The following is a 26,001-nucleotide window of genomic DNA, read 5'->3' as shown; positions in this document are numbered from 1 at the left end:
AAACGAGACGATGGAAACGTTCGATTATGTGATCATCGGCGCAGGCTCCGCGGGGAGCGTGCTGACCAATCGGTTGAGTGAAGACGCGGGCACGCGGGTGTGCGTGCTCGAGGCGGGGCCGAGCGACTGGCATCCCTACATCCATCTGCCGGCCGGCTTCATCAAGACCTTCCACATGAAGAGCGTGAACTGGGCCTACCAGCAGGAGCCTGGTCCCTACACCGGAGGGCGCAGCATCTATGCGCCGCGCGGCAAGACGCTGGGCGGCTCGTCCTCGATCAACGGCCACATCTACAACCGCGGCCAGCGGCAGGATTTCGACACCTGGGCGCAGCTCGGCAATCGCGGCTGGGGTTATCCCGACGTGCTGCCGTACTTCCGGCGCATGGAGCGAAGGATCGGCGAGGGCGACGACACCTATCGCGGCCGCGACGGCAATCTCACCGTGACCACGATGGACTGGCAGGATCCGCTCTGCGAGGCCTTCATGGCCGGAGCGGTCTCGCTCGGCATTCCGCGCAATCCTGATTACAACGGCCAGATCCAGGAGGGCGTGTCGTACTGCCAGCGCACCATCCTGAACGGCCGCCGGGTCAGCGCTGCGACCGCGTTCCTGCATCCGGCGCGCCGCCGTCCGAATGTCGATGTGCGCACGCATGCCCATGTCACCGGCATCATCTTCGAGGGCAAGCGCGCGGTCGGCGTGCGCTACAACCGCGGCGGCAAGCACGGCGATCCCCTGGAGATCCGCGCCACCAAGGAGGTCATCCTCTCCGGCGGCGCCTACAACTCGCCGCAGCTGTTGCAGCTGTCGGGCGTCGGCTCGCCCGCTTTGTTGCAGTCGCACGGCATCGAGGTGCGCCATGCGCTGCCGGGTGTCGGCGAGGGCCTGCAGGATCACTACGCGCCGCGCTCGGTGGCGCGGGTCAAGAACATCCGGACCATCAACGAGCTGCGCCGCGGCTTCAGCCTCTGGGGCGAGGCGATCAAATGGGCGACGACGCGGCGCGGGCTGCTGTCGCTGTCGCCGACCATGGTCTACTGCTTCTGGCATTCCGGCGAGACCACCGAGAGCTCCGATCTGCAGCTCACCTTCACGCCGGCGAGCTACAAGGAAGGCGTGCAGGGCCAGCTCGAGGACGAGCCCGGCATGACGGTTGCCTCATGGCAGCAGCGGCCGGAGAGCCGCGGCTATGTCCGGATCCGCTCGGCCGATCCGTTCGCGCCGCCGATCATCCAGACCAACTATCTTGCCGAGGAGATCGACCGCCGCGTCGTCGTCGCCGGCATGAAGCTGGCACGCCGGCTGCTCGCCTCCGAGCCGCTCAAGCCGTATTTCGCCTATGAGGACTTTCCCGGTCCGAAGGTCACGAGCGACGAGGAGCTGCTTGCGGCCGCGACCCAGCGCGGCACCACCACCTTCCACCCCGGCTGCACCTGCCGGATGGGACCGGCCGACGCGCCGTGGGCGGTGGTCGACGACCAGCTTCGGGTCCACGGCATGGAGGGCCTGCGCGTGATCGACGCCTCGATCATGCCGCGGATGATCTCGGCCAACCTCAACGCCTCGACTTTGATGATCGCGGACAAGGCCTCCGACATGATCCGCGGCAAGGCGCCCGAGGCGGCGGCCAAGCTGCCGGAGTATGCGTGAGGCAAGAGCCGGGCGCGGCGATGATCGTTCAGCGTCGTCCCGGCGAAGGCCGGGACCCATAACCACCGATGCGCATTGTTGAGCGCCTGTGAAATGACTAGTCCCGTCGACAATATCCGCCGCGGAGTATGGGTCCCGGCCTTCGCCGGGACGACAGTGTGGGGAGCCGTTAGGTCACGGGAAAGAAGCCAGCTCAGCCGTAGACGAACGCCTTGTCCTCGAGGTCGATCGCCGGGAATTCGTCCTTCTCGGCCCAGTAGTCCTGGTTGTGCTGCCACTCCGGCTTGTCGCCGCGCTTCGGCAACAGGTGCATGCCGCGCATCATGTAGCCGGGGTTGAAGTTCTCCGGATCGATCCACGGCAGCAGCGGCATGTTGTGGTCTTCGGGGCGCAGCGCCGGCGTCACCTTGTTCGCGCCGGTCGCCTTCATGTGCTTGAGCATACGGCAGACGAAGTCGGCGACGAGGTCGACCCGCAGGGTCCAGCTGGCGCGGAAATAGCCGAACACCCAGACGAGGTTCGGCACGCCGGTGAACATCATGCCGCGATAGGTCACGGTGTCCTTGAAGTCGAGCGGCTTGCCGTCGATCTCGAAGTCGATGCCGCCGTTGGCGGAGAGGTGGAAGCCGGTCGCGGTGATGATGATGTCGGCCTCGAGCTCCTTGCCGGACTTGAGCAGGATGCCCTTCTCGGTGAAGCGGTCGATCTCGTCGGTGACGACCGAGGCCTTGCCGCCCTTGATGGCCTGGAACAGGTCGGCATCCGGAACGAAGGCGATGCGCTGCCGCCACGGCCGGTAGCTCGGCGTGAAATGTGTGGCGATATCGTAGTCCTTGCCGAGAACGGCCTCGACCGCGGCCAGCAGATCCTTCTTGGCGCCCTCGGGGTCGGCGAAGGTCCGCTTGGTGAACGCGTCCTGCTCGAACAGGATCTTGCGCCTGACGATCTCGTGGATCCAATGCTCGTCGACCTGCAGCCTGCGCAGCTCCTCGGCGATCTCGATCGCATTGCGGCCGGTGCGGAAATAGGTCGGCGACCGCTGCAGCATGGTGACGTGGCCGGCGTCATTGGCCATCGCCGGGATCAGCGTCGCGGCGGTGGCGCCGGAGCCGATCACGACCACGCGCTTGCCCTTGTAGTCGAGGTTGTCGGGCCAGGTCTGTGGATGCACGACCGTGCCCTTGAACTTGGCCATGTCGGTCCACTCGGGCGTGTAGCCGGCGTCGTGGCGGTAGTAGCCCTGGCACATCCAGAAGAAGTTGGTGGTGAAGCGCAGCCGCTCGCCGGTGTCGATGCGGGTTGCATCGATGGTCCACAGATTGGTCTCGTTCGACCACTTCGCCGCGGTGATGGTGTGGCGATAGCGGATGTGGCGGGCGAGGTCGTTTTCCTCGATCACTTCGCCCATGTATTTCAGGATCTCTTCAGCACTTGCGATCGGCGCGCTGGTCCACGGCTTGAAGCGATAGCCGAAGGTGTGCAGGTCGCTGTCGGAGCGGATGCCGGGATAGCGATGGGTCGACCAGGTGCCGCCGAAGGTCTTCTGGGTCTCCAGCACCACGAAGCTGGTGCCGGGGGATTGTGTGGTGAGGTGATAGGCGGCGCCGACGCCGGAGATGCCGGCGCCTGCGATCAGGACGTCGAAATGCTCTGTGGTGACGGGCTCGGCGGCGCGGATCTGGGTCTGAACGTTCATCTTCCCTGGTCTTCTTGTTGGTTGGTTTGTTCGTTGGGCACTGGAAGCAAAACGCCGGAGCCATCGCCCCGGCGTCTGCCGATTTTGAGACTAGACTTCGCGGCGGCTGAGGAAGGCCAGCCGCTCGAACAGGTGCACGTCCTGCTCGTTCTTCAGCAGCGCGCCGTGCAGCGGCGGGATCAGCTTGCGCGGATCGCGCTCCCTGAGCATCTCGGGCGTGATGTCCTCGTTGAGCAGCAGCTTGAGCCAGTCGAGCAGCTCGGAGGTCGACGGCTTCTTCTTCAGGCCCGGCACCTCGCGGACCTCGAAGAAGATCCGCAGCGCCTCTTCCACCAGGCGCTTCTTGATGCCGGGGAAGTGCACGTCGACGATCTGGCTCATCGTGTCGGCGTCGGGGAACTTGATGTAGTGGAAGAAGCAGCGGCGCAGGAAGGCGTCCGGCAGTTCCTTCTCGTTGTTCGACGTGATCATCACGATCGGGCGCAGCTTCGCCTTGATGGTCTCGCCGGTCTCGTAGACGTGGAACTCCATGCGGTCGAGTTCGAGCAGGAGGTCGTTGGGGAATTCGATGTCCGCCTTGTCGATCTCGTCGATCAAGAGCACCGGGCGCTTCTCGTGGGTGAAGGCCTCCCACAGCTTGCCGCGCTTGATGTAGTTCTTGATGTCGGACACGCGGGCGTCGCCGAGCTGGCTGTCGCGCAGCCGCGACACCGCGTCGTATTCGTAGAGGCCCTGCTGCGCCTTGGTGGTCGACTTGATGTGCCAGGTGAGCAGCGGCGCGTCGATCGCCTTGGCGACTTCCTCGGCCAGCACGGTCTTGCCGGTGCCGGGCTCGCCCTTCACCAGCAGCGGGCGCTCGAGCACGATGGCGGCATTGACGGCCACCTTGAGGTCATCGGTGGCGACGTAGTCCTTGGTACCCGTGAATTTCATCGATCTGTTTGCCTTGCTTCGTTCGTCGGCCGTTCGGGCCTCAACATGAAACGACCGCTGTCACAGCGGCCGTTCGGGTGCAATTTTGTCGGTCACGTGCGTCTGATGAACGACACGATCACCAGCACGATGACCGCGCCGATGGTCGCGTTGATGACGTCGCGGATAGCGCTGCCGCCGAGGCTGATGCCCAAACGCGGCAACAGCCAGCTCGCCACCAGCGCACCGATGATGCCGACGACGATGTTGCCGATCAGCCCAAAACCCGCGCCGCGCACGATCTGTCCGGCGAGCCAGCCGGCGATCGCGCCGATCACGAGTGCTGCAATAATACCCATTCAAACCGCCTCACGCCGTTCTGCGTCAATGCTCCGTCACATACAATTCTAGTTGAAAAACCCGGCCGGTCTAGCGTGGATTCCGCAGCGCAGCGGTCCCGGGAACGCTATCGGTATGGAATGTCGGGCGTCATCTTTCCGCTCCGCGGAATGACCGGCCGCGTTGCGCGGCGCGCCCGGCCGAGTGCGACTGTGCCCGGCGAGCGGACGTCCAACCCGGGAGGCAGGTGAAAGTGGATGGCTGATCCCGGGATGGAGCACGGCGGGGGGCCCTTGACGGCACCGGCAGGGCGGGCGATCTAAGTAGCCATGTTCCTGCAGTTCTTCACATCACTGCGCGACGCCCAGGTCCCCGTGACGCTACGGGAATATCTGACCTTGATGGAAGCGCTCGACGCCGACCTCGCCGAACAGACGGTCGAGAACTTCTATTATTTGTCGCGCGCCGCCCTGGTGAAGGACGAGCGCAACCTCGACAAGTTCGACCGCGTGTTCGGCACCGTGTTCAAGGGATTGGAGAGCCTGCTCGACGCCATGGGCAAGGCAGAGATCCCCGAGGAGTGGCTGAAGAAGCTCGCCGAGAAATATCTCACCGAGGAAGAGAAGAAGCAGATCGAGGCCATGGGCTGGGACAAGCTCATGGAGACCTTGAAGAAGCGGCTCGAGGAACAGAAGGGCCGCCACCAGGGCGGCAGCAAGTGGATCGGCACCGCCGGCACCTCGCCGTTCGGCGCCCATGGCTACAATCCCGAGGGCGTACGCATCGGGCAGGAGAAGAACCGCAACAACCGCGCCGTGAAGGTGTGGGACAAGCGCGAGTTCAAGGATCTCGACGGCAATGTCGAGCTCGGCATCCGCAACATCAAGGTCGCGCTGCGGCGGCTGCGCAAGTTCGCGCGCACCGGCGCGCCCGACGAGCTCGACCTCGACACTACGATCAAGGAGACCGCCAACCACGGCTATCTCGACGTGCACATGCGCCCGGAGCGGCGCAACGCGGTCAAGGTGCTGGTGTTCTTCGATATCGGCGGCTCGATGGATTCGCATATCGAGCAGGTCGAGGAATTGTTCTCGGCCGCCAAGAGCGAATTCAAGCACATGGAATATTTCTACTTCCACAACTGCCTCTATGAAGGCGTCTGGAAGCAGAACAAGCGGCGCTTCACCGATCGCACGCCGACCTGGGACGTGCTGCACAAGTACCCGCACGACTACAAGGTGGTGTTCGTCGGCGACGCCTCGATGTCGCCCTACGAGATCATGGTGCCCGGCGGCTCGGTCGAGCATGTCAATGAAGAGGCCGGCTCGGTCTGGCTCGATCGCATCATCCGCACCTATCCGCACGCGGTGTGGCTCAATCCGGTGGCGCAGAAGCACTGGGACTATTCGGAATCGACCACCATCATCCGCCGCCTGTTCTCCGAGCGCATGTATCCGATCACGATCGAGGGGCTGGAGAACGCGATGCGGGAGCTGGTGCGGTAAACGCTAGAGGCGTCGCGCGCCGCCAGGCACGCCAACAACACCCAGGGAGAGTCCCATGCCCCAGAACATCCACCGCGGCATCAAGGTGATGATCGACGACGCCAATGCCGAGATCGAGACCATCAGCGCGGCCGACGCGATCACCTTGATCGGCAAGAACGACGTCGTGATGGTCGATATCCGCGACCCCCGCGAGATCGAGCGCGACGGCAAGATCCCCGGCGCGTTCTCCTGCACCCGCGGCATGCTGGAATTCTGGATCGATCCGAACAGCCCCTACGCCAAGCCGATCTTCCAGGAAGACAAGAAGTTCATCTTCCACTGCGCCGGCGGCATGCGCTCGGCGCTCGCTGCCAAGACCGCCAAGGATATGGGCCTGAAGCCGGTCGCCCATATGGGCGGCGGCTTCGCCGCCTGGCGCGAGGCCGGCGGTCCGATCGAGGCGTGGGAGCCGAAGAAGAAGGGCTGAACAGCCTCAGGCCGCAAGGACATCAGATCATGACCGTTGCCGACGATCCGCTCGTTTCGACCGAATGGCTGGCCGCGCATCTCGGCGATGCCAACGTCAAGCTCCTTGATGCGACCTTCAAGCTGCCCGGCGTGCTGCCGCTGCCGAAGGATGATTATCTTACAGCCCATCTGCCCGGCGCCGTGTTCTTCGACGTCGACGCGGTGTCGGATCATTCCAATCCGCTGCCGCACATGTTCCCGAGCGCCGAGCAGTTCGGCCGCGATGTCGGCGGGCTCGGCGTCAGCAATGCCGACACCGTCGTGATCTACGACGCCGGCGGCTGGGTCGCAGCACCCCGCGCCTGGTGGATGTTCCTGTCCTACGGTCATCGCAACGTGCGCATCCTCAACGGCGGCCTCAAGAAGTGGCGCGCCGAGGGCAGGGCGGTCGAGAGCGGCGAGGTGAAGCCGAAGCCTGCGACGTTCCACGCAAGCTACGATCCGAAGCGGGTGCGCAGCATCGAGCAGATGATCGCCAATGTCGAAAGCCGCAAGGAGCAGGTGATCGATGCCCGCGCCGCCGAGCGCTTCGAGGGCCGCGCGGCAGAGCCGCGGCCGGGTATCCGCGCCGGCCACATCCCGGGCGCCCGCAACGTGCCCTATAGCCAATTGTTCGATGCCGCGACCGGCGAGATGAGGCCGCTCGACGACCTGCGCAGATCGTTCACGGGTGCCGGCGTGAAGCTCGATGCGCCGATCGTGACCAGCTGCGGCTCAGGCGTTTCGGCCGGCGTGCTGACGCTCGCGCTTTACCGGATCGGCGTCACCGACACTGCGCTCTATGACGGCTCGTGGTCGGAATGGGGCCAAGCAAGCGGCCCGCCGATCGCGACCGGGCCGGCCTGATAAATGACTCCTAAAGCATGATCCGGAAAAGTGCGAAGCGGTTTTCCGAAAAGATCATGCTTAAACAAGAATCTGAAGCGCGATGACGATTCAACCTGATCTCATCGCGCTTTAGCGCCGGGTGAGCGGCACCAGGGTCGGATTGCCGAACGGGTCGAGTTGCTGCTGAACAACCTGTTGAACCGGCCGCACGCGGACGATCCGCCGCCTTTCCTTGCGACGAGCCGGCTTGCTGGTCGCATTGCGCTCCGGCTTCTTCGCCTCAGTGGCTTTCGGCGCTGCCGGTTGTTCGACGACAACTTCGGGTCCACCCAACGTTGCGATCCTGGTGGCGGCTGCGATGGCCCCGGGTGACGGCAGCGGTGCCGGCTCCGGCGCAGCCATCGCGGGTGCTGCGGCCGCGGGCTCGCCGGTTGCGGCGGGCGGATCGGCAATCGCGGTGACCTTGGGTTCGACAGCGACCGGTGCCAGTTCGGCTGCGGCAGGCGCCGGCTGCGATGCCGGCGACGGATCCGGGGTCGGAGGCTGCGGAACGATCTCGGTCGATTGCGCCGGCGCGAGCGTCTCCACGGCCTGAGGTTCGGCCTTGGAGGAGGCAGGCGGCGGCGCATCATCTACCTTCACCGCGGCGAGCTTCTCCGGCTCGGCCGCAGGCTGGGCCTCGGCAGGCGCCGGTGCGGATGCGGCCGGTTCGGCCGGAGCGGGAACATCCGTCGTCTTGTCCGTGGCCGGCGGATCGACCCGCACCATGGCAAGCACCGGCGGGGTCTCGGGCTGCTGCGCGAATTGCGGTTCGGGCGGGGCCCTGCGGGCCGGAATGCTGGCGAATTCCTCATGCGCCGCGCGAAACAGCGCGGCGGCCCCGAGCCCGAACACCAGGAGCGATGTCGCCAGCACGATGGCGGCGAACAGGAAACGAAGGCCAGGGAGCATGGGCGCGGGTTCCCCCTTGTCCGGGAGGGTCTTTGATGTCGAGGGAACGCGGTGACCACACAGAAAGCCGGCGTCGCGGACGCGAATCAGGCCGATTCGAAGATATCGCAACCCCCGGAGACTGTTTGTTACAAAATGCGCGTGATTGATGACTTTGGGCACGTGGACAAACAATCCCGACCCATGAGACATCTTTGCCGCAGCGTTGACGGCAAAATCACAAATGCCCGAAATGGCCTGGATTTCGCGGATTTGTCTTGAATGCGCCGCTATCTTCCTGCATTGGGCCGTTAACAGTCCGGTGTGGCTTGGGGACTATTATAGAGCAATGATGATCAACCGCATTCTGACGATTTGCGCTGCCACGGCTCTCGGCCTGGCGGGAACCTCGCTCGCGCGTGCGCAGCAGGGGTACCCGGCTCCCCAAGGCCCGTCCTATTCGGTCGCGCCGCAGCCCTACTCGCAGGGCAACATGCCGGATTTCGACGCCATCAACGACGATGACGATGCGCCGCGCAATTCGGCCGCGCTGCCGCCGCCCGGCCCGGTGATGTCCCCGGACGACCCGCGCTACGGCCGTCCGATGAATGCGCCCGTCTATTCCGATCGCGGTGCGCCGACCGGTCCCGTGATGTCGCCGGACGATCCGCGCTACGGCCGTCCGATGAACGCTCCGGTCTATTCCGACCGTGGTGCGCCGACTGGCCCGGTGATGTCGCCCGATGATCCGCGTTACGGCCGTCCGATGGGGCCGCCGCCGGTGATCTATGGCGATCGTGGGGGCCCGCAACAGGCTAACCGCGACAATGGTGTTCCCGCCGCCGGCGTGTCCTATGGCGACGACCGCGGCGGCATGCGTCCGCCCGAGGGCGTGACCGGAGCCGTGCCGCAGCAGCAAGCGCCGGTCGATGCCAACGGCAAGCCGTTGCAGATCGCAGCGCTGCCGGTAGACGAGCAGCCGGAAGACGGACCGGCGCAACTGCCGCCGAACCTGCGTCGCCAGGAAGTGGCGTTCGCGACCAAGGAGCCGGCAGGCACGATCGTCGTCGATACGCCGAACACCTATCTCTATTACGTCCTCGGCAATGGCCGGGCGATCCGCTACGGCGTCCGCGTCGGCCGCGATGGCTTCACCTGGACCGGCGTGCAGAAGATCACCCGCAAGGCCGAGTGGCCGGATTGGCATCCGCCGACGGAAATGATCGAGCGTCAGCCCTATCTGCCGCGCTTCATGGCCGGCGGACCCGGCAACCCGCTCGGCGCCCGCGCGATGTATCTCGGCTCGACCGTGTACCGCATTCACGGCACCAACCAGCCGTCGACCATCGGCAAGTTCGTCTCGTCCGGCTGCATCGGCATGCTGAACGAGGACGTCTCAGACCTGTTTGAACGCGCCAAGGTCGGCACCCGCGTGGTTGTGCTGCCCGGCGGCGCAGCCCCGGGAACGACGACGGCTTCCGCCGCGCCGCCGCCCAACCCGATCGCCCCCGCGCCGACCCAGGCCCAGGCCGCGCCGCTGCCCGGCACGCAGCCGACCTCGGTGCAGCCACTGCCCGCACCGGTCACGGTCCGCTAGGCCGACAGGCAAAACTCATCATGAAAGAGGCGCGCGAACAGCGCGCCTTTTTTGTTGCCGGCAGGTCCGGTCTCAGGCCAGCCGCCGCGGCGGCTCGCCGCCTTTGGTGAAGGTGTCGATGCAGGCGACCATCTGCTGATAATGCGCCTGCAGGCTCTCGCGCGTCGCGTAGCCGAGATGCGGCGTGATCACCACGTTGTCGAGCTTGCGGAGCGGGTGGTCTGTCGGCAGCGGCTCGGTCGAGAACACGTCGATGCCGGCGCCGGCGATCTTCTTTTCGCGCAGCGCCGCGAGCAGCGCGTCCTCGTCGACGATCGGCCCGCGCGCGGTGTTGACGAGATAGGCCGACGGTTTCATCCGGGCGAGATCAGCGGCGCCGACCAGTCCGCGCGAGCGCGGGCTGAGCACGACATGGATGGTGATGATGTCCGATGTCGCGAACAATTCGTCCTTGCCGGCGTAGCCGACGCCGGCTTCCTTGCACGTCTCCGGCGTGAGGTTGGGGCTCCAGGCAATCACGTTCATGCCGAACACCTTGGCCATGCCGGCGACCTTGCTGCCGAGCTTGCCGAGGCCGATGACGCCGAGCGTCTTGCCCTCGATCTCGGTGCCGGCAAAGGTCTGCCAGGCCTCGCCGGCATGCATGCGCGCGTTCTCGCGGCCGATACCGCGCGTCAATTCCAGGATCAGGCCCATGGTCAAAGGCGCGGTGGGATCGCGGCTGTATTGAGTGCCGCACAGCACAACCTTGCGTTCCTTGGCGGCGTCCATGTCGATTGCGGCGTTGCGCATGCCCGACGTGATGAGGAGCTTCAGCTTGGGCAGCGCGTCGAGCAGGCTCTTCGGGAACGCCGTGCGCTCGCGCATCGCGCAGATGATGTCGAATTCCCCGAGCTTGGCCGCTGCTTCCGCCTCGCTCGCGAACGGCTTGTCGAACACGGTGACCTCGACGCGATCGCTGATTGCGGGCCAGTCCGCCACCGAACGCGCGATGTCGAAATAGTCGTCGAGGATTGCACAGCGGAGCCGCGTCATCGGGAGGTCCATTCAGGGTGAGGGCGACGGCAAAAAATCACCGTCGGGATCTCCTGATGGTCGCGCGCAATCGGGGGGCGCGCAAGCGGCTGCGGTTTCAAAAAGCGGCGATAGTCACGCGGCTCACGGCTTGCGCGTTTTCGCGGTCCGGATATCGGCGAGCATCGATCGGACCGCCGGCGACAGCGCCATCTGCTTGGCGCGGCAGGCCGGGCCGGGGCCGCGCATATAGTGCAGTTCCGGGCGGTAGGGATTGAAAGCCTTGGCGACGAAGGCCCGCCAGAAGGCGCGGAATTCGGCGAACGGCGTCGCCTCGGCCTTGATCGCCGGGCGCGAAAGAGGTGCGGATATGATGGTAGCCATGACGCGGCCTCAACTGTCTGGTCGCGGTTCTGCCGCGAAAAGTCGCCGTTTTCGGCGTTGCAGACGAGTTTTGGCCTGATTTATTAAAAGATGGTTTCAATTGTCGTGATTCCGCGCGCACATGGCCGCGAACCCGTAGTCACCCGTGCCGAGCGGACGAAACGTGGTGAACGGATGGAAAACGCACGCCCCGCGGTTGCGCTTTCGGGGGCCGGCCGTTACATCGGCGGCAGCAAAATTTCCACAAATCGGATCAATTCCAGGGACAGCGGATGGCTCGCCAGTTCATCTATTTCATGCAGGGTCTGACCAAGGCGTATCCGACCCGCAAGGTGCTCGATAACATCCATCTGAGCTTCTACCCCGACGCCAAGATCGGCGTGCTCGGCGTCAACGGCTCGGGCAAGTCGACCCTGCTCAAGATCATGGCGGGTCTCGACAAGGAATATAACGGCGAGGCCTGGGTCGCCGAGGGCGCCCGCGTCGGCTATCTTGAGCAGGAGCCGCAGCTCGATGCCTCGCTCTCGGTTCGTGAAAACGTCATGCAGGGCGTCGCCAAGCAGAAGGCGATCCTCGACCGCTACAATGAGTTGGCCGTCAACTACTCGGACGAGACCGCCGACGAGATGACCAAGTTGCAGGACGAGATCGAGGCGCAGGGCCTGTGGGATCTCGACAGCAAGGTCGACCAGGCGATGGACGCGCTGCGCTGCCCGCCCGACGATGCCGATGTCACCAAGCTCTCGGGCGGTGAACGCCGTCGCGTCGCGCTGTGCCGCCTGCTGCTCGACCAGCCGGAACTGCTGCTGCTGGACGAACCGACCAACCATCTCGACGCCGAGTCGGTGTCATGGCTGGAAGGCCATCTGCGCAACTATCCCGGCGCGATCCTGATCGTGACCCACGACCGCTACTTCCTCGACAACGTCACGAGCTGGATCCTCGAGCTCGACCGCGGCCGCGGTATTCCCTACGAGGGCAACTACTCGTCCTGGCTGGTGCAGAAGCAGAAGCGGCTCGAGCAGGAAGGCCGCGAGGACGCCGCGCACCAGAAGACGCTGGCCCGTGAGCAGGAATGGGTGGCGTCGTCGCCGAAAGCCCGTCAGGCCAAGTCGAAGGCGCGCTACCAGCGCTATGAGGAGCTGCTCAAGCAGGCGAGCGAGAAGCAGACCCAGACCGCGCAGATCATCATCCCGGTCGCCGAGCGGCTCGGCGCCAACGTCGTCGACTTCGAAGGCCTCAGCAAAGGCTTTGGCGATCGGCTGCTGATCGACGACCTCAGCTTCAAGCTGCCGCCTGGCGGCATCGTCGGCGTGATCGGCGCCAACGGCGCCGGCAAGACCACGCTGTTCAAGATGATCACCAAGCAGGAGACGCCCGACAAGGGCACCATCACGGTCGGCGAGACCGTGCATCTCGGCTATGTCGACCAGTCGCGCGACGCGCTCGACGGCAAGAAGACGGTGTGGGAGGAGATCTCCGGCGGCAACGAGCTGATCCTGCTCGGCAAGAAGGAAGTCAACTCGCGCGGCTACTGCTCGTCGTTCAACTTCAAGGGCGCCGACCAGCAGAAGAAGGTCGGCGCGCTGTCGGGCGGTGAGCGCAACCGCGTGCATCTTGCCAAGATGCTGAAGTCCGGCGCCAACGTGCTGCTGCTCGACGAACCGACCAACGACCTCGACGTCGACACGCTGCGCGCGCTCGAAGAGGCGCTGGAGGATTTCGCCGGCTGCGCCGTCATCATCAGCCACGATCGCTGGTTCCTCGACCGCATCGCGACCCACATCCTGGCCTTCGAAGGCGACAGCCACGTCGAATGGTTCGAGGGCAACTTCCAGGACTACGAAAAGGACAAGATGCGCCGGCTCGGCCAGGACAGCATCATTCCGCACCGCGTGAAGTACAAGAAGCTGACGCGGTGATCTGAACGAGGGGGGCGGACGCGGCCAACCTTGGTGCGTCCGACCGCTGCTTCATTTGCAGGATCGTGACGGCATCGCGGCGCAATCTGCGGCCAGTTGTCGCTTTTCAAGCGCGCGGGATTGCGTAGATAGAGCGCTCCCGCAAATCGAATCCTGCGAGCACTCCAACATGTCCGCTATTTCCGAGGCGCGCGCCCCCGCCAAGGGCCGGTCGCTGCGTCCCGTTCCCATGCTGATCTTCGGATCGCGCTGGCTGCAATTGCCGCTCTATGTCGGCCTGATCATCGCCCAGGGCGTCTATGTCGTGCTGTTCCTGAAGGAGCTGTGGCACCTGTTCGCCCACGCCTTCGATTTCAGCGAGCAGCAGATCATGCTCGCCGTCCTCGGCCTGATCGACGTCGTGATGATCTCGAACCTCTTGGTGATGGTGATCGTCGGCGGCTACGAGACCTTCGTCTCGCGCCTCAATCTGCAAGGGCATCCCGACGAGCCGGAATGGCTCAGCCACGTCAATGCCAGCGTGCTGAAGATCAAGCTGGCGATGGCGATCATCGGCATCTCCTCGATCCATCTGCTGCGCACCTTCATCGAGGCCGGCGCGCTGTCGTCGGGCAAGGGCACCTACACCGAGACCGGCGTGATGTGGCAGACCATCATCCACTGCGTCTTCATCTTGTCGGCCATCGGCATCGCTCTCGTCGACAAGTTGTCGAACGATTCGATCGAGGGCGCCAAGCAGCAGGCGGGGCATTAGCGCGTGGTGAAATGAGATGAGGTTGAACTGGATTGGCAGCGGAGGTTCGCCTCTCCCATTGGGAGAGGTCGGCGCGTAGCGCCGGGTGAGGGTTTACGGTCTCTCGTTAGAGTTGCGGCCCCTCACCCGATTTGCTTCGCAAATCGACCTCTCCCCACTGGGAGAGGTGAAGCGAGTGCGCAGCCAACGCGATTCAATCCAAATACATCATCTACACGGGATGTTAGCGTTGCGTCATCGCGCCGCGCGCGAGCCGAACAATGCCGGGGCGGATCTGCCGAGCCATTCGGGGATCTGCGCCGCGCCGCGCGGAAATCCGCGGGCCATGGCCAGGATGAACGCGGTCTGCCAGACGCCGAACAGCACCAGCCAGCCCGCCAGGGGCGGCAGCCTGACGATTGCACCGTAGATGGTTCCAGCCGCGACAGCGGCGATCCAGGTCACCACGACGCTGTCGATCCGCCTGAACGCAGGGTTGGCCAGCAGCACGCCGAGAATGGTGATTGCTCCACCGACAGCGCCGCCGATGCCGCCGATCAGGTAACCCATCAACGGATTGTTATCGAGCGTCTCGGTGATCCGCGCCGGGCTCGCGGCGTCGCCGTCCACCGGCACGGTCTTGGTGTATTGGCCGAGCGCCTGAAGCGTGATGGCGCTGGCATCGTAGGCCGCGATCCATGCCACGGTCGTGATTGCGACCACCAGCGCCAGCTGAAATCGGTCCTTCGCGCCAAACACGACATTGCAGGTCGCGATCGCCGCGCCGAAGATCACACCGGGCAGGATCGTGATTCCGCCGGCGTCGGAGGCGACGAACGAATATTGCAGGACGTTGAGCGCATAGGTCGTGACCAGGCTGCACGCGATGGCGGACGCCAACGCCAGCACGAGGAAGGCGAGGTTCGGCCGGTCGCGCGACTGCGCGTTCTTGGCTTCCAGCATGCGATCCACCGCGGCCCGCGTCTCGGCGGCGGCGCTGCCCTGGGGTTCGAGGATCGTGACCGCCTTGAGATAGGTCGGGACCTGGTCGAGCGGGGTCGGCGCCATCATCACCGGCAGCACGCGATTGCTCGGGTTCGGCCATTTGGTCTTGGCGAAGGCGAGCTCGCTCAAGGTGTAGCGCCCCCTGGTCACCGATTCCGGGCTGATCAGGAACACCATAAAATCGCTGCTTTCGATGGCTTTTTCGACCCGCGCATCGAAGCTGTCGCCCGGTGGGAGATCGTCATGCGAAAAGAAAACGTCGTGGTCGCAATTGCGCAGGGACTGAGCGATGTTGCCAGCCTGCAATTCCAATTCGGAGGGAAATGACAAAAATATGCGCATTGCAAAACTTACCACCCAGAATTGAATTCTGACAATTGCCGAATCCACGTCGCAATGCCGGTTTTTGCAGGGTGAGATCGATCATGAGATGGCCAGCCACCATTGTCGCATGCGCGGTGCTGCTTTGCGCGCCGCTGCAACGGCCGGCATACGCCGCCGACGCCGCGTTCACCCAGTTCATCGCCTCGCTGTGGCCGGAGGCCAAGGCGGCCGGCGTGTCGCGTGAAACCTTCGATCGCGAGACGCGCTCGCTCGAGCCCGACTACAAGCTGCCCGATCTGATCCTGCCCGGACGTCCCAAGACCGGCGCGCCGGCGCAGGCCGAGTTCGTGCAGGTGCCGGCCGACTACATCAAGGAGGCCTCGATCGCGCGGCTGGCCGCCGAGGGGCAGCGGCTGTTGCAGAAGTATCGCTCGTCGCTCGACGCGATCGAAAAGCGGTTCGGCGTGCCGGCGCCGATCGTGCTGGCGATCTGGGGCCGCGAGACCGACTACGGCCGCTACGCGCTGCCCTACGACACGCTGCGCGTGGTGGCGACGCAGGCCTATGTCGGCCGCCGCAAGGATCAGTACCGCACCGAGTTCATCCTCGCGCTGAAGATCCTCGGTGAGGGCGTGGTGACGCGCAAGGAGCTGCGCTCGTCCTGGGCGGGAGCGACCGGCTATACCCAGTTCCTGCCGTCGGAGTACTACAAGCACGGCGTCGATCTCGACGGCGACGGCAAGGTCGACATCTGGCATTCGGTGCCGGACGCGCTCGCCTCCGCCGCGCAGCAGCTCGTCAACAAGGGCTGGCAGCCCGGCGTGCGCTGGGCCTACGAGGTCACGGCGCCGGCCAATGCCGACTGCACGATGGGCGTGCCCGAAGTGACAAAACCGATCAGCCAGTGGCTGCGGGCGGGCTTCGTGCCGGTGCGGGGGCTGAGGCTCAGCGCCACCGAGCAGGCGCAATCGGCCTCGCTGCTGCAGCCGGAAGGCATCTACGGCCCGGCCTTCCTGACCACGCCGAACTACTTCGTGATCAAGGAATACAATTTCTCCGACCTCTACGTGCTGTTCGTCGGCCATCTCGCCGACCGGATGACGAGCCCGCAGCCGTTCGCGACGCCGTGGTCGGCGTCCAGGCAGCTCCGTTCCGCCGATGTCGAGGCGATGCAGCAGCAGCTGACCAAGATCGGGCTCTACAAGGACAAGCTCGACGGCAAGGCCGGGATGCAGACCCGCGCGGCGCTCGGCGCTTATCAGAAGCAGGCCGGGCTGAAGGTCGACTGCTGGCCGAGCGAAGCGGTGCTGCGCGCGATGAACGGGCAGCGCTAAAGCGGGATGAATTTTGGTTGAATAGGCCTGGCGCGGTCTTGCTTCACCTCTCCCCGGTGGGGAGAGGTCGGATTGCGCAGCAATCCGGGTGAGGGCTCTTGCTCTCTCGATAGACCGCAACCCCTCACCCGATTTGCTGCGCAAATCGACCTCTCCCAAGGGAGAGGTGAACTTTCGATGCCGTTCCAGCTCAACCCAATCTCATCAGGATTTAGGGCATGATCCGGAAGGGTGCGAAGCGGTTTTCCCTCGCGACAAACGCGGAACCGCGCGCGCGCGGAGATCATGCGCAAACAACGGGCCTCAAGGACGACCGCCGGGATTGTTTCGCGGCCCAGAAACAAAAACCCGGCCGTGAGGCCGGGTTTTCGAGTGTGATGCTGAAACCGTGTCGGTCGATCAGTCGCAAACCTGGACGCGACGGAAGCGCCAGCCGTAGCCGTCCCAGAAGCGCTCACGAACCCAGCGGCAGGGAGCTTCTTCGACGTAAACCGGTGCCGGTGCGACATAGACCGGAGCAGGACGGGCGCCAGCAATCGCGCCGCCGAGCAGGGCGCCGCCGATCAGGCCGCCGGCAACGCCGGCCGCGATGGCGCCGCCATCACCAGCCTTGGCAGCCGGAGCAACCGCCAGCGAACCGGCAAGCGTGGTAACGGCAACGAGGGCAGCTAAAGTCTTCTTCATGTCTTTGGCTCTCCTGGAAGGTGGTGGCGTCGTGGTCCGACGCCGGGTTTTAGGTGACTCGCACGCTGATCTCGAACTGCTGTCTTGCTAAACAGCGCAGAACAGTCAACCGAAAGTAAACGTCGGCAGGCTCATCGCGCAGAAAAGCGGTTTTTTCTGGCCTTCTACGGCAGATGTCCCGGACAAACAGTCGGTTTTCCGGGACATCTGGTTTGAATTAATCGAGATGAACGGCGATCAATCGCAAACGCGGACGCGGCGAATGCGCCAGGTGTAGCCGTCCCAGAACCGCTGGCGCTGCCAGAAGCAATCGGGACCGTAACCGGGCTCGGCGACGTAGGCCGGACCGGGCGCGTAGTAGCCATAGCCGGGACCGTAATAGCCGTTCTGCGAAGCGATCGCGCCACCGACGATGGCGCCACCGATCAATCCCGCAGCGACGCCGGCGGCGACACCGCGTTGTGCCTGGGCGGGGGCGGGCACCGCCACAGCCGAAACCGCCAGAGTGGCGGCGGCGCAAAGCGCCAGCAATGTCTTCTTCATGACCTCACCTTTCTCACGGGGGCAGGGACAGCGTGCGTTGGCGATCTGTCTCGCCTGAAGGGTTCCATATTCCGCTTGAATGATCAATGAACGACGCTGCCGTATTCGCGACCAAATGCTTGCAGCTTTTGGCATATCTTGCAACGCACAAGCCTGTAGTGAAGCAGTGAACCGGGGGGCTGTGGCGTGCGAAGCCGGATTTGGCCGCTAGACCCGCCAGGCGCGCTTCCTATTCCCGAAAGCCCGGCTCGGCCGATTTAGATTCATTCCAATATGAATCCCGCATCAGTTTGGAATTGCTACAAGAACGGCTTTTTCCTTTTGCATCCGGCCGGGCCCGACAATATCCATATTGCCAAGCATCACCCGTTGGACCTGCCTCCTCTGATGATTGTCTGTTCCTGTAACGTCCTCAGCGACCACGATGTCCGCAATGCCGTCAATGGTGGCGGGTCCGTGACACGAAATGCCAAGCAGGTGTATGGCTGCCTCGGCTGTAGCGCCGAATGCGGCCGCTGCGCGCGCACCATCAAGGCGATCATCGACGAGGCGCTCGGTCCCTGCGCCAAGGCCTGCTGCTCCGGCTGCCCTCACAGCGGCCACCCGCACGCCGCCAACGAAGACGCCGAGCCGGCCGAGTTCGCGCTCGCGGCCTGCTGAACTGGCTTTAGGTTCCGATCCAGCCTCTTCCGCTTTGTTGTCGTTTCTTCCTGCGAGCCGGCCTGTCCGGTCGGCGGCAACGTTTCGCCCCGCCAACCAAATCCGGTTATCCACGCGCCGCTTCCGCGACGGGTTGCTCTCCCCGGCAATCTGATTTAGAAGCGTTCTAAATTTACGCTGGCCAACGGTAGCCGCGACAGGTGGAGTGGATCAATGCAAGGCGACCCGAAGGTCATCGACTATCTGAACAAGGGGCTGCGCAGCGAACTGACCGCCATCAATCAGTATTGGCTGCATTACCGGATGCTCAACAATTGGGGCCTCCTGGAGATGGGCAAGGTCTGGCGCAAGGAGTCCATCGAGGAGATGGAGCACGCCGACAAATTCGTCGATCGCATCCTCTTTCTGGACGGCTTCCCGAACCTGCAGGTGCTCGATCCGCTGAAGATCGGCCAGGACGTCAAGGAGATCATCGAGTGTGACCTCGCCGCCGAGATCGGCGCCCGCACGCTCTACCAGGAGGCCGCGACTTATTGCCACGGCGTCAAGGACTATGTCAGCCGCGACCTGTTCGAGCAGCTGATGAAGGACGAGGAAGACCACATCGACTTCCTTGAGACCCAGCTCGACCTCATCAAGCGCATTGGCCTTGAGCTCTACACCCAAAAGCACGTCGGTCATCTGAAGGGCGAGGATCACTGACCGCTTGGTCGCTGCAAAATTCGAGAGGCCGTCCTTGCGGGCGGCCTCTTTGCTTTTGCGATCCCGATTGGCGCGGCGACGTCAGTAGCACCGCGTGATGTTGATGGTGCGGTCGCCGCCGCGTCCGGGCACCGTCACGGTCTCGGTGGGACAGCTCGACACATAGGGGCGATCCGACGGCACCACGGCCGGCGGATAGCGGTGCGCCCAATCCCATGGCACGTCCTGGGTGTAGGTGTAGCGGACGTCGTTCGAGGCCGGCGCCGGGACTTCGGCGATCGGAGCGGCGGCCAGCGCGTCGTCGTAATATCCGCTCGTTCCCGGCAACACGATGCCGGGCACCCGCACATGGTGGCGGAAGGCCGGGTGGTGCGCGGAAAACGTGCCGCGCGGCGCCGTTCCGGATCTCGCATCAGTCTCGGTCGAGGATGCAAGCAGCAGTGCTGCAACGCCGAGGGACGCCAGCAGCGCCCCGCCTGTTCGATATCTTCGATACGCCATGGGCACGCACCAACTCGTGGTTACGGAGCATTGTGCGGACGCTAGGCCGCGTCGCGCAGCGCCCGCAAACTCATCCTTAATTATTGGTTAAAAAGTAAGGTTAACAGGGAGTAATTGTCTCAAATTGACGCGATCTCGTGCGGGGCTGCGCGCAATGGCTGCGAGTCGCTTCAGACGGCGTCTGCCGGAACGAAGCAGCTGATGATGATGCCGCCGCGGTGGTGCACGTACCACACCACGGCCTCGCCGACCGGATTGCCGCGATCGCGGATCACGGCGCGCTCCGGCACCATCATCCATTCGCCCTCGATCGGCACCCAATAGGCGCCGCCCCGAACATCATAGTTCGTGCGATGGCCGTCGGAGATGTCGCAGCAGGGCACGCCGTTCGGTGCGATCACGCTCTTGAACCAGGCGCGGATATCGGGCGGCACATTGTCGTATTGGCCGTTGTCGAACGCCAGCGCAGCGCCCGCCATGACGGCGAGCCACGCGAGCACCGCGCCATGCGTCAGCCTTCGCATCGCATTCCTCCGCGAAAACCTTGTGCGTGATCCGCGCAACGCCCGCGCGCGAATCCGGTGTTTGCGCGATTAGGCACGAACCGCGCGCGGGATGCATGCTCAAAGAATGAGCGAAGCAGCGCAGTTGTCCGTGATGCAGTGCGAGAGGCGTTCAGGCCGGCTTCTTCGTGCGGGCGCCAACATCGATCTCGCCGGCGCAGCCTATCACGTGCCGCAGACGGTCACACGCCGGTCAGATCGTAGAATGCCGCGATCAGACGGGTGATCTCGGTGGAGTTCGCAATCACCAGCGCAAGGTCGTCCTTCTCCGGCTTACCGGACTGAATCCGCTCCAGGGCTTCGCTCGATTGCTTGACGATCGCAGCAATCCTGCGCAGCAGGTCCTCGCGGGTCACGATCTTGCTCAGGTCGGTGCTGGTGTATTTCTGCAGGTTCCGCAATCTGGTCTGGTCGAAAGGCTGCTTGAATGCACGCGATCCAGCCTGATCGACCAAAATCTTGTAGGCGGAATCATATCCCTCTTTTGCCGAATTGAGCGCGCGCCGGACCGCTTCCGGGTTTTGTTCGGCGATGCCGCCGAGTACGCCGTTGCCGGCGGCACAGTTCGCTCGCGCCAGGTTTGAGATCGGCTGGGCGACCTGCCTGTCCTGATCGGCCTGCCTCGCCTTCGTGATCAAATCGTCGACGGTGTCGGCGAGCGCGATGCGGCTGGCGCCCGCGCAGCAGGCAACCACGATGATTGCGAGAGCCGTCATCCTTCGCACCAGCATTGTCGCCTCCTACGGTGTCTTGGTCTGATCGCAGATCTTTTCGACTGCCGGCAGCTTGACGCCACCGAGCGCAAAGCCTTCCTTGCGAAACTTCGGGCAAGCCTGAGTTGCGATTGCGCGCCAGGATTCCAGGGAGATGCCGCCGTGCCGGTAGAGATCGTAGATGTTGGAGAATTTCGCATCATATAGCGCGGCATAGGATTGCATCTTGTCGGGCGGCGCGTCGATGACGGCGCGGAAGAAGTCCGTATAGTCCGACTGCATCTTGTAATCATTGTTGGTTCGATAGAAGTCGATCGCATTCATGATCTGAACGATCGCGATCCCCGCTCCGGCGACTGCAACGACAAGCGCCAGCCACGGAACGATCCGGTCCTGCGGACGCGCCAATGCCAGCCTGAGGGCGGCGATCTCGCGCGTCAAACCGTCGTTCTGCCGCTCTGCTTCCTTGAGATCAGCCAACCGCGCCACGGCGACCGGATCGACCAGCACCGTGCCGTCAGCGGCGGTTTCGGTGGACAAGCGCCCACCGGCAATCATGGCGTCCAGATCAGCAATCGAAAATGGACTGAGCTGAGCAGCCTGGTCTTTGGAAATGCCGGGCATCGTCGCTCCGAAATACGGCTGCGAGGCAATGATCGTACAATGCTCATGATATAAATCGATTTAGAGACAACCACAAGACGAATAAGTGTCGACCGTGCTTCTCGGCTACATTGCTCGCTGCGGCGTGACTCGCAGCAGCTCCTGCAATTGACCGGAGTAGAATTTGGCGTCGCCGGTGGTGAGGTGGCCGCGCGTCTCGCTGCTCGCCGGGATCAGATAGATCTTGCCGTTCTTGATCCGCTTGACCGCAGCCTCGGTGACGCCGGTCTCCGGCGGATTGCGCTCGTCGTCGGCCGCGTTGATCGCGAGCAGTGTCGCCTCGATCTTCTCCATGCCGGCGGAGGGATCGTAATCATGCGAGGCTTCCCATTGATAGATGTAGTCGTTGGCATCGGCGGTGACCGGCAGCGCCAGCTGGTCGTCGACCATCTTGTCGGCTTGCGGGGCCGATGGCGCCTGCGTCTGGTAGGCGAGCGTGCCGCCGGCGCTGGCGAAGCGATAGGCGGCGATGGCGTATTTCATCATCCGCGGCTGGCTGGTGTAATTGCCGCCGTTGTAGTCGGGGTCGTTGCGGATCGTGTCCAGCATCGTCCGCCGCAGGATCCAGTTGCGCGCGGCCATCGCAGTCGGCTGCGAGGCCATCGGCACCAGCACGTCCATCATCTGCGGATAGCGCACGCCCCAGATCCAGCTGTGCATGCCGCCCATCGAATTGCCGATCACAAGCCGCAGATGCTTGATGCCGAGCCCCTCGGTGACGAGCCGGTATTGCGCGTCGACCATGTCGTTGTAGTCGTATTTCGGAAAGCTCGTGCGCATCGCATCCGACGGCTTCGACGATTTGCCGTGCCCGATGCCGTCGGGAATGATGATGTAGTATTTCGCCGCGTCGAGCGGCTGCCCCGGGCCGAACAGCTCGCCGGCAAAGGTCGGCGTCAGCATGCTGGCGGCCGAGCCGCCGGAGCCGTGCAGCACCAGCACCGGCTGTCCGGTCGGTGCGCCGACCGTGGTGTAGTGCAGCCGCAGTTCCGGCATCACCTCGCCGCTGTGGAACTTGAAGTCCTTTGCGATCCACTCGCCATCCTGAGGCGCGGGATAGTCTGCAGCCATGACCGGTACCGCTATCGAGACGAGAGCGGCCACAAGCGCCGCGCACAAACGGATCATGGGCTTCTCCCTGCACATGGCGGGTTTGTCCAGCCGCCTCGGTGCAAGCCTAAAGCATGATCCGGAAAAGTGCGAAGCGGTTTTCCGAAAAGATCATGCTCAAACAAGGAGCTAAAGCCCGATGACGATTCAACCCAATCTCGTCGCGCTTTAGCATGATGCAAGCCACTATCCGAGAGTTGCGCCGCGCGCTGCGTGGTGCCGTGCCGAGGAGATCGCGTTCGATCCGGCGCGGCAGCCGCGTCTCGCGTGTCCCTTTGCCGACGCCGTTCTGGCGCGGCTGGTGCAGATGCGCGGCGTTGCACCGCACCGGTCTGAACTAGACTAGCGCCCGTCCTCGACCTCGGTTTCCGGGCGGTCGCTGCCGGAGGCAGTCTCGGTCAGCCATTTGCCGTCCGCGGTCTCGTACTGGATTGCCTCGGTGCGCCCGGGAACACGTTGCTCGTTGGCCGCGCGCCGGGCGGCGGCAAGCGCCGCGGCATGGGTTGGAAACGGTTCGGAGAACACCCCGTCGACAGTATAGGCCCAGCCGCCATCGTGCTGGACCACCTTGTAGATCACGTGGCTCATCCGGAACCTCGTTTCCATCGTGGACCATGGGGCTGCCAGAATAGACCACGATGTCGTATTTTGCAGCAGCCGATCGTCCTTGAGGCGCAAGCCCCGAAATGCGGGCGAGGGAGACCGACATGTGCCGCAATATCAAGACGCTGTTCAACTTCGAGCCGCCCGCCACCGAAGACGAGATCCACGCCTCGGCGTTGCAATTCGTGCGCAAATTGAGTGGCTTCAACAAGCCGTCGCAGTCCAATGAAGCCGCCTTCAACCTTGCGGTGGCCGAAGTCTCCGCTGCTGCGCGAAAACTCCTGATCTCGTTGCAGACCACGGCGCCGGCGCGCGATCGCGAGGTCGAGGCGGAGAAGGCGAGGGAGCGCTCGCGCCTGCGGTTCGGATGAGGCCAGCGCATTCCGTGACGCAGGTCACGGTAAGCCGTCAGGCCACCGGGCATCATTGCCGTTCACCCTGGCCCCCCGGAGCAACGCCATGAAGCCTGCCGCCCTGCTCACACTCTGCTCGATTGCGTTCGCCGTGCTCTGGACCTGCGGCATGCTGTGGTCGAGCGGCACGATCGACCTCGCCAACGTCGTCATCCTGTCGGCGTGCGGGGCGTTCGCGGGTGTTGCCTGGTACTACGCGATGCGCTGGGTGTTTCAGCTGATGCAGCTCGCCCGGCCCTCCGATCCTCCGGGCGCCCAGCGGTGAGCATCGCGCGCGACACCGACATGGCTGGCCGTGCCGTCGCGCGATGATCAGGAGGATTACTTCTTGTCCTTCTTGCGGTGCTTCTTCTTTTTCTTGTGATCGCCGTCTTCGTCGTCATCTTCCTCGAGATCGATGTCATCGACTTCAAGGGCAATCGCTTCCGCTGCCGCGCGCTCGGCGGCATCGCGTTCGGCCTGCTCGGCGGCTTCACGCTCCTTGGTGCGCTTGTAGTCTTCCCAGGCGTCGAAGATCATGTGCAGCCACGGCATCACCTGCTCGATCGACGGCAATTGGCCGGGCGGGCCGGCTTCACCGCGCGGACCGGCGGGACCCTGCGGGCCCTGAGGACCGGCTTCGCCGCGCGGACCCTGCACGCCTGCCTTGCCTTGCGCCCCCGGCTTGCCCTGAGGGCCTGCCTTGCCTTGCACGCCCGCCTTGCCCTGCGGACCCGGCTTGCCGCGCGGACCTTCCGGTCCCGGGCGCCCTGGATGTCCCTGCGGTCCGGGCTTTCCCGGCTCGCCCTGACGGCCCTGTGGCCCCGGCGCTCCTCGTGCCCCCTGGCGGGAAGTTGTCTCGTCAGCCACTGATATGCTCCGTCGCGATGTGAAGCCGCTTGTAACAGAGGTTGGACGACGGCTTCAATTCTGCCCGGCGGCACCGATGCAAGCGATCAACAGTCATAATTCCATGGGCATTATGACAACGGAGGACGCATTGCGGGTTTTGGACGGCAGCTACGGCGACGAACCGCAATCGCTCGACATCGTCGTGACGCGGCAGGATGTGCTTGACGAAGCAGGCTTTCGCAGCACGGGCGTGCTCGAGCTGTACGAGCACTTGTTTCCCGCGAACGAGCGCGACAGTCCTGACGACATCGTGCGATGGCTGTTGTCGGATGACGTCGGCGAGACCAGGTGTTTCAGCGTCGCCGGCCAGGAGATGTCCTATCGGCTCGACTCGCGCTGCTTCATCCTGCGCGCCGCCGGGCGCGCGATCGGGCTCGGCTTCTTTACCTACGATCACGCAAGCGAGCTGATCTTCTGCAACCATGTCGGCATTGGGAAGGCGTGGCGCGGCCGTGGCCTGGCGCGCGCGTTCTATCGCGAGATGGTCGCCATGCTCGACGCGTTGTTCCCGCGCAATGTCGGGGTGGTGCTCGAAGCCGAGCCGTTCGACCGCGATCGCCTGGCAGCGATCATCGCCGATCTCGAGCAAACGGGCAGGCGGCCGCTCGCGGCGCATGAGCAGGATCAGATCGGCCGCTTGCTGCGCGTGAGCTGGTACGACAGGCTCGACTATTCCGTGTTCTGCGACGCGCGCACGATGCTGCCGCTCGCGTGCCGCTCGCCGTGTCTCGATCCGTCGCTGCCGGCATCGGAATGGGCAGGAGGCGAAGAAAACTACTGGTTGATGCGGCAGGCGCGGAGCGGTGCGTCCTCCGCCGAGAGGCGCGCAAGTGACCTTTGGCAAAATGCCGTCGCCGCGATCTACGTCGAGATCCTCGCGAAGTCCCTCGTCGATGACGATCCGAATGGACGGCGCGATTATTGGGACTATGCGACCGCGCTGGTGGCCCGGACGATGCAACAGACCGCGACGATCGACGTGCGTCTCGCGCGCTGCCTCGGTGACGAGGACAGCGCTCTACTGTCGCGCTGGCGGCGTCTTGCGATCGATCTCTCGATCTAAGGCCTAATGAGACTAGGTGGAGCTAAATCGACGGCGGAACTTCACCTCTCCCTTGGGAGAGGTCGGCGCGTAGCGCCGGGTGAGGGGGTACGGTCTATCGAGAGCGCAAGAGCCCTCACCCGGATTGCACTGGACGATGCTTCGCATCGCCAGGCGCAATCCGACCTCTCCCCGACGGGGAGAGGTGAACCAAGGCCGCGCCGAG

29 protein-coding genes are annotated in these 26,001 nt (G+C 64.2%); 13 read left to right on the top strand and 16 right to left on the bottom strand.

Features of this window, described 5'->3' with window-relative positions; genetic code table 11:
* Positions 1–10: 10 nt before the first annotated feature.
* Positions 11–1,654: a GMC family oxidoreductase gene (locus ACTUWL_RS08035; RefSeq protein ID WP_021076062.1), complete on the top strand. Its 1,644-nt coding sequence runs from the start codon at positions 11–13 to the stop codon at positions 1,652–1,654.
* A 193-nt stretch (positions 1,655–1,847) separates the two neighbouring features.
* Here the strand turns inward: ACTUWL_RS08035 and ACTUWL_RS08030 are convergent, their stop codons facing one another.
* The 3 genes from ACTUWL_RS08030 to ACTUWL_RS08020 form a co-directional block, all read right to left on the bottom strand.
* A complete protein-coding gene (locus ACTUWL_RS08030; protein WP_021076063.1) occupies positions 1,848–3,350 on the bottom strand; it encodes a flavin-containing monooxygenase in 1,503 nt (500 codons plus the stop codon).
* Between the two features lie 90 nt (positions 3,351–3,440).
* Positions 3,441–4,283 carry an AAA family ATPase gene (locus ACTUWL_RS08025; RefSeq protein WP_021076064.1) on the bottom strand — a complete coding sequence of 281 codons (843 nt, stop codon included), beginning with the start codon at positions 4,281–4,283 and terminating at the stop codon, positions 3,441–3,443.
* Between the two features lie 92 nt (positions 4,284–4,375).
* Positions 4,376–4,621: a GlsB/YeaQ/YmgE family stress response membrane protein gene (locus ACTUWL_RS08020; protein ID WP_021076065.1), complete on the bottom strand. Its 246-nt coding sequence runs from the start codon at positions 4,619–4,621 to the stop codon at positions 4,376–4,378.
* Positions 4,622–4,930: 309 nt separating this feature from the next.
* On the opposite strand from ACTUWL_RS08020, the gene ACTUWL_RS08015 reads away from it, so the two are divergent.
* The 3 genes from ACTUWL_RS08015 to sseA are packed head-to-tail and all read left to right on the top strand — an operon-like array spanning position 4,931 to position 7,462.
* On the top strand, positions 4,931–6,106 hold the full coding sequence (locus ACTUWL_RS08015) for a vWA domain-containing protein (RefSeq protein ID WP_016847779.1): 1,176 nt from the start codon (positions 4,931–4,933) through the stop codon (positions 6,104–6,106).
* Between the two features lie 55 nt (positions 6,107–6,161).
* A complete protein-coding gene (locus ACTUWL_RS08010) occupies positions 6,162–6,575 on the top strand; it encodes a rhodanese-like domain-containing protein (RefSeq protein WP_021076066.1) in 414 nt (137 codons plus the stop codon).
* Between the two features lie 29 nt (positions 6,576–6,604).
* On the top strand, positions 6,605–7,462 hold the full coding sequence (gene sseA, locus ACTUWL_RS08005; protein ID WP_021076067.1) for a 3-mercaptopyruvate sulfurtransferase: 858 nt from the start codon (positions 6,605–6,607) through the stop codon (positions 7,460–7,462).
* Between the two features lie 111 nt (positions 7,463–7,573).
* On the opposite strand, the gene ACTUWL_RS08000 is transcribed toward sseA, so the two are convergent.
* Entirely contained in the window at positions 7,574–8,557 is a 984-nt protein-coding gene (locus tag ACTUWL_RS08000; RefSeq protein ID WP_146160298.1) for a hypothetical protein, read from the bottom strand.
* Positions 8,558–8,726: 169 nt separating this feature from the next.
* Between ACTUWL_RS08000 and ACTUWL_RS07995 the strand changes: the two genes are divergently transcribed.
* Positions 8,727–9,971 carry a L,D-transpeptidase gene (locus ACTUWL_RS07995; protein ID WP_021076069.1) on the top strand — a complete coding sequence of 415 codons (1,245 nt, stop codon included), beginning with the start codon at positions 8,727–8,729 and terminating at the stop codon, positions 9,969–9,971.
* 72 nt (positions 9,972–10,043) lie between these two features.
* Here the strand turns inward: ACTUWL_RS07995 and ACTUWL_RS07990 are convergent, their stop codons facing one another.
* Both ACTUWL_RS07990 and ACTUWL_RS07985 read right to left on the bottom strand, forming a co-directional pair.
* On the bottom strand, positions 10,044–11,006 hold the full coding sequence (locus ACTUWL_RS07990; RefSeq protein ID WP_021076070.1) for a D-2-hydroxyacid dehydrogenase family protein: 963 nt from the start codon (positions 11,004–11,006) through the stop codon (positions 10,044–10,046).
* 123 nt (positions 11,007–11,129) lie between these two features.
* Entirely contained in the window at positions 11,130–11,369 is a 240-nt protein-coding gene (locus ACTUWL_RS07985; protein WP_021076071.1) for a hypothetical protein, read from the bottom strand.
* 272 nt (positions 11,370–11,641) lie between these two features.
* Here ACTUWL_RS07985 and ettA point away from each other — a divergent pair, with 272 nt between their 5' ends.
* A complete protein-coding gene (gene ettA, locus ACTUWL_RS07980) occupies positions 11,642–13,291 on the top strand; it encodes an energy-dependent translational throttle protein EttA (protein ID WP_021076072.1) in 1,650 nt (549 codons plus the stop codon).
* A gap of 169 nt (positions 13,292–13,460) precedes the next feature.
* Entirely contained in the window at positions 13,461–14,045 is a 585-nt protein-coding gene (locus ACTUWL_RS07975; protein ID WP_021076073.1) for a TIGR00645 family protein, read from the top strand.
* 234 nt (positions 14,046–14,279) lie between these two features.
* Here the strand turns inward: ACTUWL_RS07975 and ACTUWL_RS07970 are convergent, their stop codons facing one another.
* Positions 14,280–15,371, bottom strand: coding sequence for a toll/interleukin-1 receptor domain-containing protein (locus tag ACTUWL_RS07970; protein WP_021076074.1), 1,092 nt, complete (start codon positions 15,369–15,371; stop codon positions 14,280–14,282).
* An 83-nt stretch (positions 15,372–15,454) separates the two neighbouring features.
* On the opposite strand from ACTUWL_RS07970, the gene ACTUWL_RS07965 reads away from it, so the two are divergent.
* A complete protein-coding gene (locus tag ACTUWL_RS07965; RefSeq protein ID WP_021076075.1) occupies positions 15,455–16,687 on the top strand; it encodes a lytic murein transglycosylase in 1,233 nt (410 codons plus the stop codon).
* A 399-nt stretch (positions 16,688–17,086) separates the two neighbouring features.
* Here the strand turns inward: ACTUWL_RS07965 and ACTUWL_RS07960 are convergent, their stop codons facing one another.
* Positions 17,087–17,371, bottom strand: coding sequence for a hypothetical protein (locus tag ACTUWL_RS07960; RefSeq protein WP_021076076.1), 285 nt, complete (start codon positions 17,369–17,371; stop codon positions 17,087–17,089).
* Positions 17,372–17,608: 237 nt separating this feature from the next.
* Complete coding sequence (locus ACTUWL_RS07955) at positions 17,609–17,914, bottom strand: hypothetical protein (protein WP_021076077.1); 306 nt, start codon at positions 17,912–17,914, stop codon at positions 17,609–17,611.
* Positions 17,915–18,301: 387 nt separating this feature from the next.
* Here ACTUWL_RS07955 and ACTUWL_RS07950 point away from each other — a divergent pair, with 387 nt between their 5' ends.
* Together ACTUWL_RS07950 and bfr are read left to right on the top strand one after the other, a co-directional pair.
* A complete protein-coding gene (locus ACTUWL_RS07950) occupies positions 18,302–18,574 on the top strand; it encodes a (2Fe-2S)-binding protein (protein WP_016843730.1) in 273 nt (90 codons plus the stop codon).
* A gap of 213 nt (positions 18,575–18,787) precedes the next feature.
* On the top strand, positions 18,788–19,276 hold the full coding sequence (gene bfr, locus ACTUWL_RS07945) for a bacterioferritin (protein WP_021076079.1): 489 nt from the start codon (positions 18,788–18,790) through the stop codon (positions 19,274–19,276).
* An 81-nt stretch (positions 19,277–19,357) separates the two neighbouring features.
* Here bfr and ACTUWL_RS07940 read toward each other — a convergent pair whose 3' ends face one another.
* The 6 genes from ACTUWL_RS07940 to ACTUWL_RS07915 all read right to left on the bottom strand — a co-directional run bounded on the left by ACTUWL_RS07940 (position 19,358) and on the right by ACTUWL_RS07915 (position 23,414).
* Complete coding sequence (locus ACTUWL_RS07940; protein ID WP_021076080.1) at positions 19,358–19,777, bottom strand: hypothetical protein; 420 nt, start codon at positions 19,775–19,777, stop codon at positions 19,358–19,360.
* Positions 19,778–19,947: 170 nt separating this feature from the next.
* On the bottom strand, positions 19,948–20,301 hold the full coding sequence (locus tag ACTUWL_RS07935; protein ID WP_021076081.1) for a hypothetical protein: 354 nt from the start codon (positions 20,299–20,301) through the stop codon (positions 19,948–19,950).
* 221 nt (positions 20,302–20,522) lie between these two features.
* Positions 20,523–21,056 carry a hypothetical protein gene (locus ACTUWL_RS07930; RefSeq protein ID WP_035649383.1) on the bottom strand — a complete coding sequence of 178 codons (534 nt, stop codon included), beginning with the start codon at positions 21,054–21,056 and terminating at the stop codon, positions 20,523–20,525.
* 24 nt (positions 21,057–21,080) lie between these two features.
* Entirely contained in the window at positions 21,081–21,593 is a 513-nt protein-coding gene (locus ACTUWL_RS07925; RefSeq protein WP_146160299.1) for a hypothetical protein, read from the bottom strand.
* Positions 21,594–21,782: 189 nt separating this feature from the next.
* Positions 21,783–22,844 (bottom strand): alpha/beta fold hydrolase, encoded by a 1,062-nt coding sequence (locus tag ACTUWL_RS07920; RefSeq protein WP_021076084.1) that lies wholly within the window; start codon positions 22,842–22,844, stop codon positions 21,783–21,785.
* 324 nt (positions 22,845–23,168) lie between these two features.
* Positions 23,169–23,414 carry a DUF2188 domain-containing protein gene (locus ACTUWL_RS07915; protein ID WP_021076085.1) on the bottom strand — a complete coding sequence of 82 codons (246 nt, stop codon included), beginning with the start codon at positions 23,412–23,414 and terminating at the stop codon, positions 23,169–23,171.
* Positions 23,415–23,533: 119 nt separating this feature from the next.
* Here ACTUWL_RS07915 and ACTUWL_RS07910 point away from each other — a divergent pair, with 119 nt between their 5' ends.
* Together ACTUWL_RS07910 and ACTUWL_RS07905 are read left to right on the top strand one after the other, a co-directional pair.
* On the top strand, positions 23,534–23,800 hold the full coding sequence (locus ACTUWL_RS07910; protein WP_021076086.1) for a DUF2277 domain-containing protein: 267 nt from the start codon (positions 23,534–23,536) through the stop codon (positions 23,798–23,800).
* Positions 23,801–23,888: 88 nt separating this feature from the next.
* Positions 23,889–24,107: a hypothetical protein gene (locus tag ACTUWL_RS07905; protein ID WP_021076087.1), complete on the top strand. Its 219-nt coding sequence runs from the start codon at positions 23,889–23,891 to the stop codon at positions 24,105–24,107.
* Between the two features lie 56 nt (positions 24,108–24,163).
* Here ACTUWL_RS07905 and ACTUWL_RS07900 read toward each other — a convergent pair whose 3' ends face one another.
* Positions 24,164–24,691: a collagen-like protein gene (locus tag ACTUWL_RS07900; protein WP_021076088.1), complete on the bottom strand. Its 528-nt coding sequence runs from the start codon at positions 24,689–24,691 to the stop codon at positions 24,164–24,166.
* 130 nt (positions 24,692–24,821) lie between these two features.
* On the opposite strand from ACTUWL_RS07900, the gene ACTUWL_RS07895 reads away from it, so the two are divergent.
* On the top strand, positions 24,822–25,796 hold the full coding sequence (locus tag ACTUWL_RS07895; protein WP_035649538.1) for a hypothetical protein: 975 nt from the start codon (positions 24,822–24,824) through the stop codon (positions 25,794–25,796).
* Positions 25,797–26,001 lie beyond the last annotated feature (205 nt).

This window comes from Bradyrhizobium sp. WCU1, from assembly GCF_053474805.1.
The sequence above is the reverse complement of the archived record's forward strand: the minus strand, read 5'-3'. Positions and strand labels throughout refer to the sequence as shown.

What these genes read in the sequence shown, in the direction of transcription:
- ACTUWL_RS08035 (WP_021076062.1), top strand. Translation starts at nt 11, where the DNA reads ATGGAAACGTTCGATTATGTGATCATCGGCGCAGGCTCCGCGGGGAGC.
- ACTUWL_RS08030 (WP_021076063.1), bottom strand. Translation starts at nt 3,350, where the DNA reads ATGAACGTTCAGACCCAGATCCGCGCCGCCGAGCCCGTCACCACAGAG.
- ACTUWL_RS08025 (WP_021076064.1), bottom strand. Translation starts at nt 4,283, where the DNA reads ATGAAATTCACGGGTACCAAGGACTACGTCGCCACCGATGACCTCAAG.
- ACTUWL_RS08020 (WP_021076065.1), bottom strand. Translation starts at nt 4,621, where the DNA reads ATGGGTATTATTGCAGCACTCGTGATCGGCGCGATCGCCGGCTGGCTC.
- ACTUWL_RS08015 (WP_016847779.1), top strand. Translation starts at nt 4,931, where the DNA reads ATGTTCCTGCAGTTCTTCACATCACTGCGCGACGCCCAGGTCCCCGTG.
- ACTUWL_RS08010 (WP_021076066.1), top strand. Translation starts at nt 6,162, where the DNA reads ATGCCCCAGAACATCCACCGCGGCATCAAGGTGATGATCGACGACGCC.
- sseA (WP_021076067.1), top strand. Translation starts at nt 6,605, where the DNA reads ATGACCGTTGCCGACGATCCGCTCGTTTCGACCGAATGGCTGGCCGCG.
- ACTUWL_RS07995 (WP_021076069.1), top strand. Translation starts at nt 8,727, where the DNA reads ATGATCAACCGCATTCTGACGATTTGCGCTGCCACGGCTCTCGGCCTG.
- ACTUWL_RS07990 (WP_021076070.1), bottom strand. Translation starts at nt 11,006, where the DNA reads ATGACGCGGCTCCGCTGTGCAATCCTCGACGACTATTTCGACATCGCG.
- ACTUWL_RS07985 (WP_021076071.1), bottom strand. Translation starts at nt 11,369, where the DNA reads ATGGCTACCATCATATCCGCACCTCTTTCGCGCCCGGCGATCAAGGCC.
- ettA (WP_021076072.1), top strand. Translation starts at nt 11,642, where the DNA reads ATGGCTCGCCAGTTCATCTATTTCATGCAGGGTCTGACCAAGGCGTAT.
- ACTUWL_RS07975 (WP_021076073.1), top strand. Translation starts at nt 13,461, where the DNA reads ATGTCCGCTATTTCCGAGGCGCGCGCCCCCGCCAAGGGCCGGTCGCTG.
- ACTUWL_RS07970 (WP_021076074.1), bottom strand. Translation starts at nt 15,371, where the DNA reads ATGCGCATATTTTTGTCATTTCCCTCCGAATTGGAATTGCAGGCTGGC.
- ACTUWL_RS07965 (WP_021076075.1), top strand. Translation starts at nt 15,455, where the DNA reads ATGAGATGGCCAGCCACCATTGTCGCATGCGCGGTGCTGCTTTGCGCG.
- ACTUWL_RS07960 (WP_021076076.1), bottom strand. Translation starts at nt 17,371, where the DNA reads ATGAAGAAGACTTTAGCTGCCCTCGTTGCCGTTACCACGCTTGCCGGT.
- ACTUWL_RS07955 (WP_021076077.1), bottom strand. Translation starts at nt 17,914, where the DNA reads ATGAAGAAGACATTGCTGGCGCTTTGCGCCGCCGCCACTCTGGCGGTT.
- ACTUWL_RS07950 (WP_016843730.1), top strand. Translation starts at nt 18,302, where the DNA reads ATGATTGTCTGTTCCTGTAACGTCCTCAGCGACCACGATGTCCGCAAT.
- bfr (WP_021076079.1), top strand. Translation starts at nt 18,788, where the DNA reads ATGCAAGGCGACCCGAAGGTCATCGACTATCTGAACAAGGGGCTGCGC.
- ACTUWL_RS07940 (WP_021076080.1), bottom strand. Translation starts at nt 19,777, where the DNA reads ATGGCGTATCGAAGATATCGAACAGGCGGGGCGCTGCTGGCGTCCCTC.
- ACTUWL_RS07935 (WP_021076081.1), bottom strand. Translation starts at nt 20,301, where the DNA reads ATGCGAAGGCTGACGCATGGCGCGGTGCTCGCGTGGCTCGCCGTCATG.
- ACTUWL_RS07930 (WP_035649383.1), bottom strand. Translation starts at nt 21,056, where the DNA reads ATGACGGCTCTCGCAATCATCGTGGTTGCCTGCTGCGCGGGCGCCAGC.
- ACTUWL_RS07920 (WP_021076084.1), bottom strand. Translation starts at nt 22,844, where the DNA reads ATGATCCGTTTGTGCGCGGCGCTTGTGGCCGCTCTCGTCTCGATAGCG.
- ACTUWL_RS07915 (WP_021076085.1), bottom strand. Translation starts at nt 23,414, where the DNA reads ATGAGCCACGTGATCTACAAGGTGGTCCAGCACGATGGCGGCTGGGCC.
- ACTUWL_RS07910 (WP_021076086.1), top strand. Translation starts at nt 23,534, where the DNA reads ATGTGCCGCAATATCAAGACGCTGTTCAACTTCGAGCCGCCCGCCACC.
- ACTUWL_RS07905 (WP_021076087.1), top strand. Translation starts at nt 23,889, where the DNA reads ATGAAGCCTGCCGCCCTGCTCACACTCTGCTCGATTGCGTTCGCCGTG.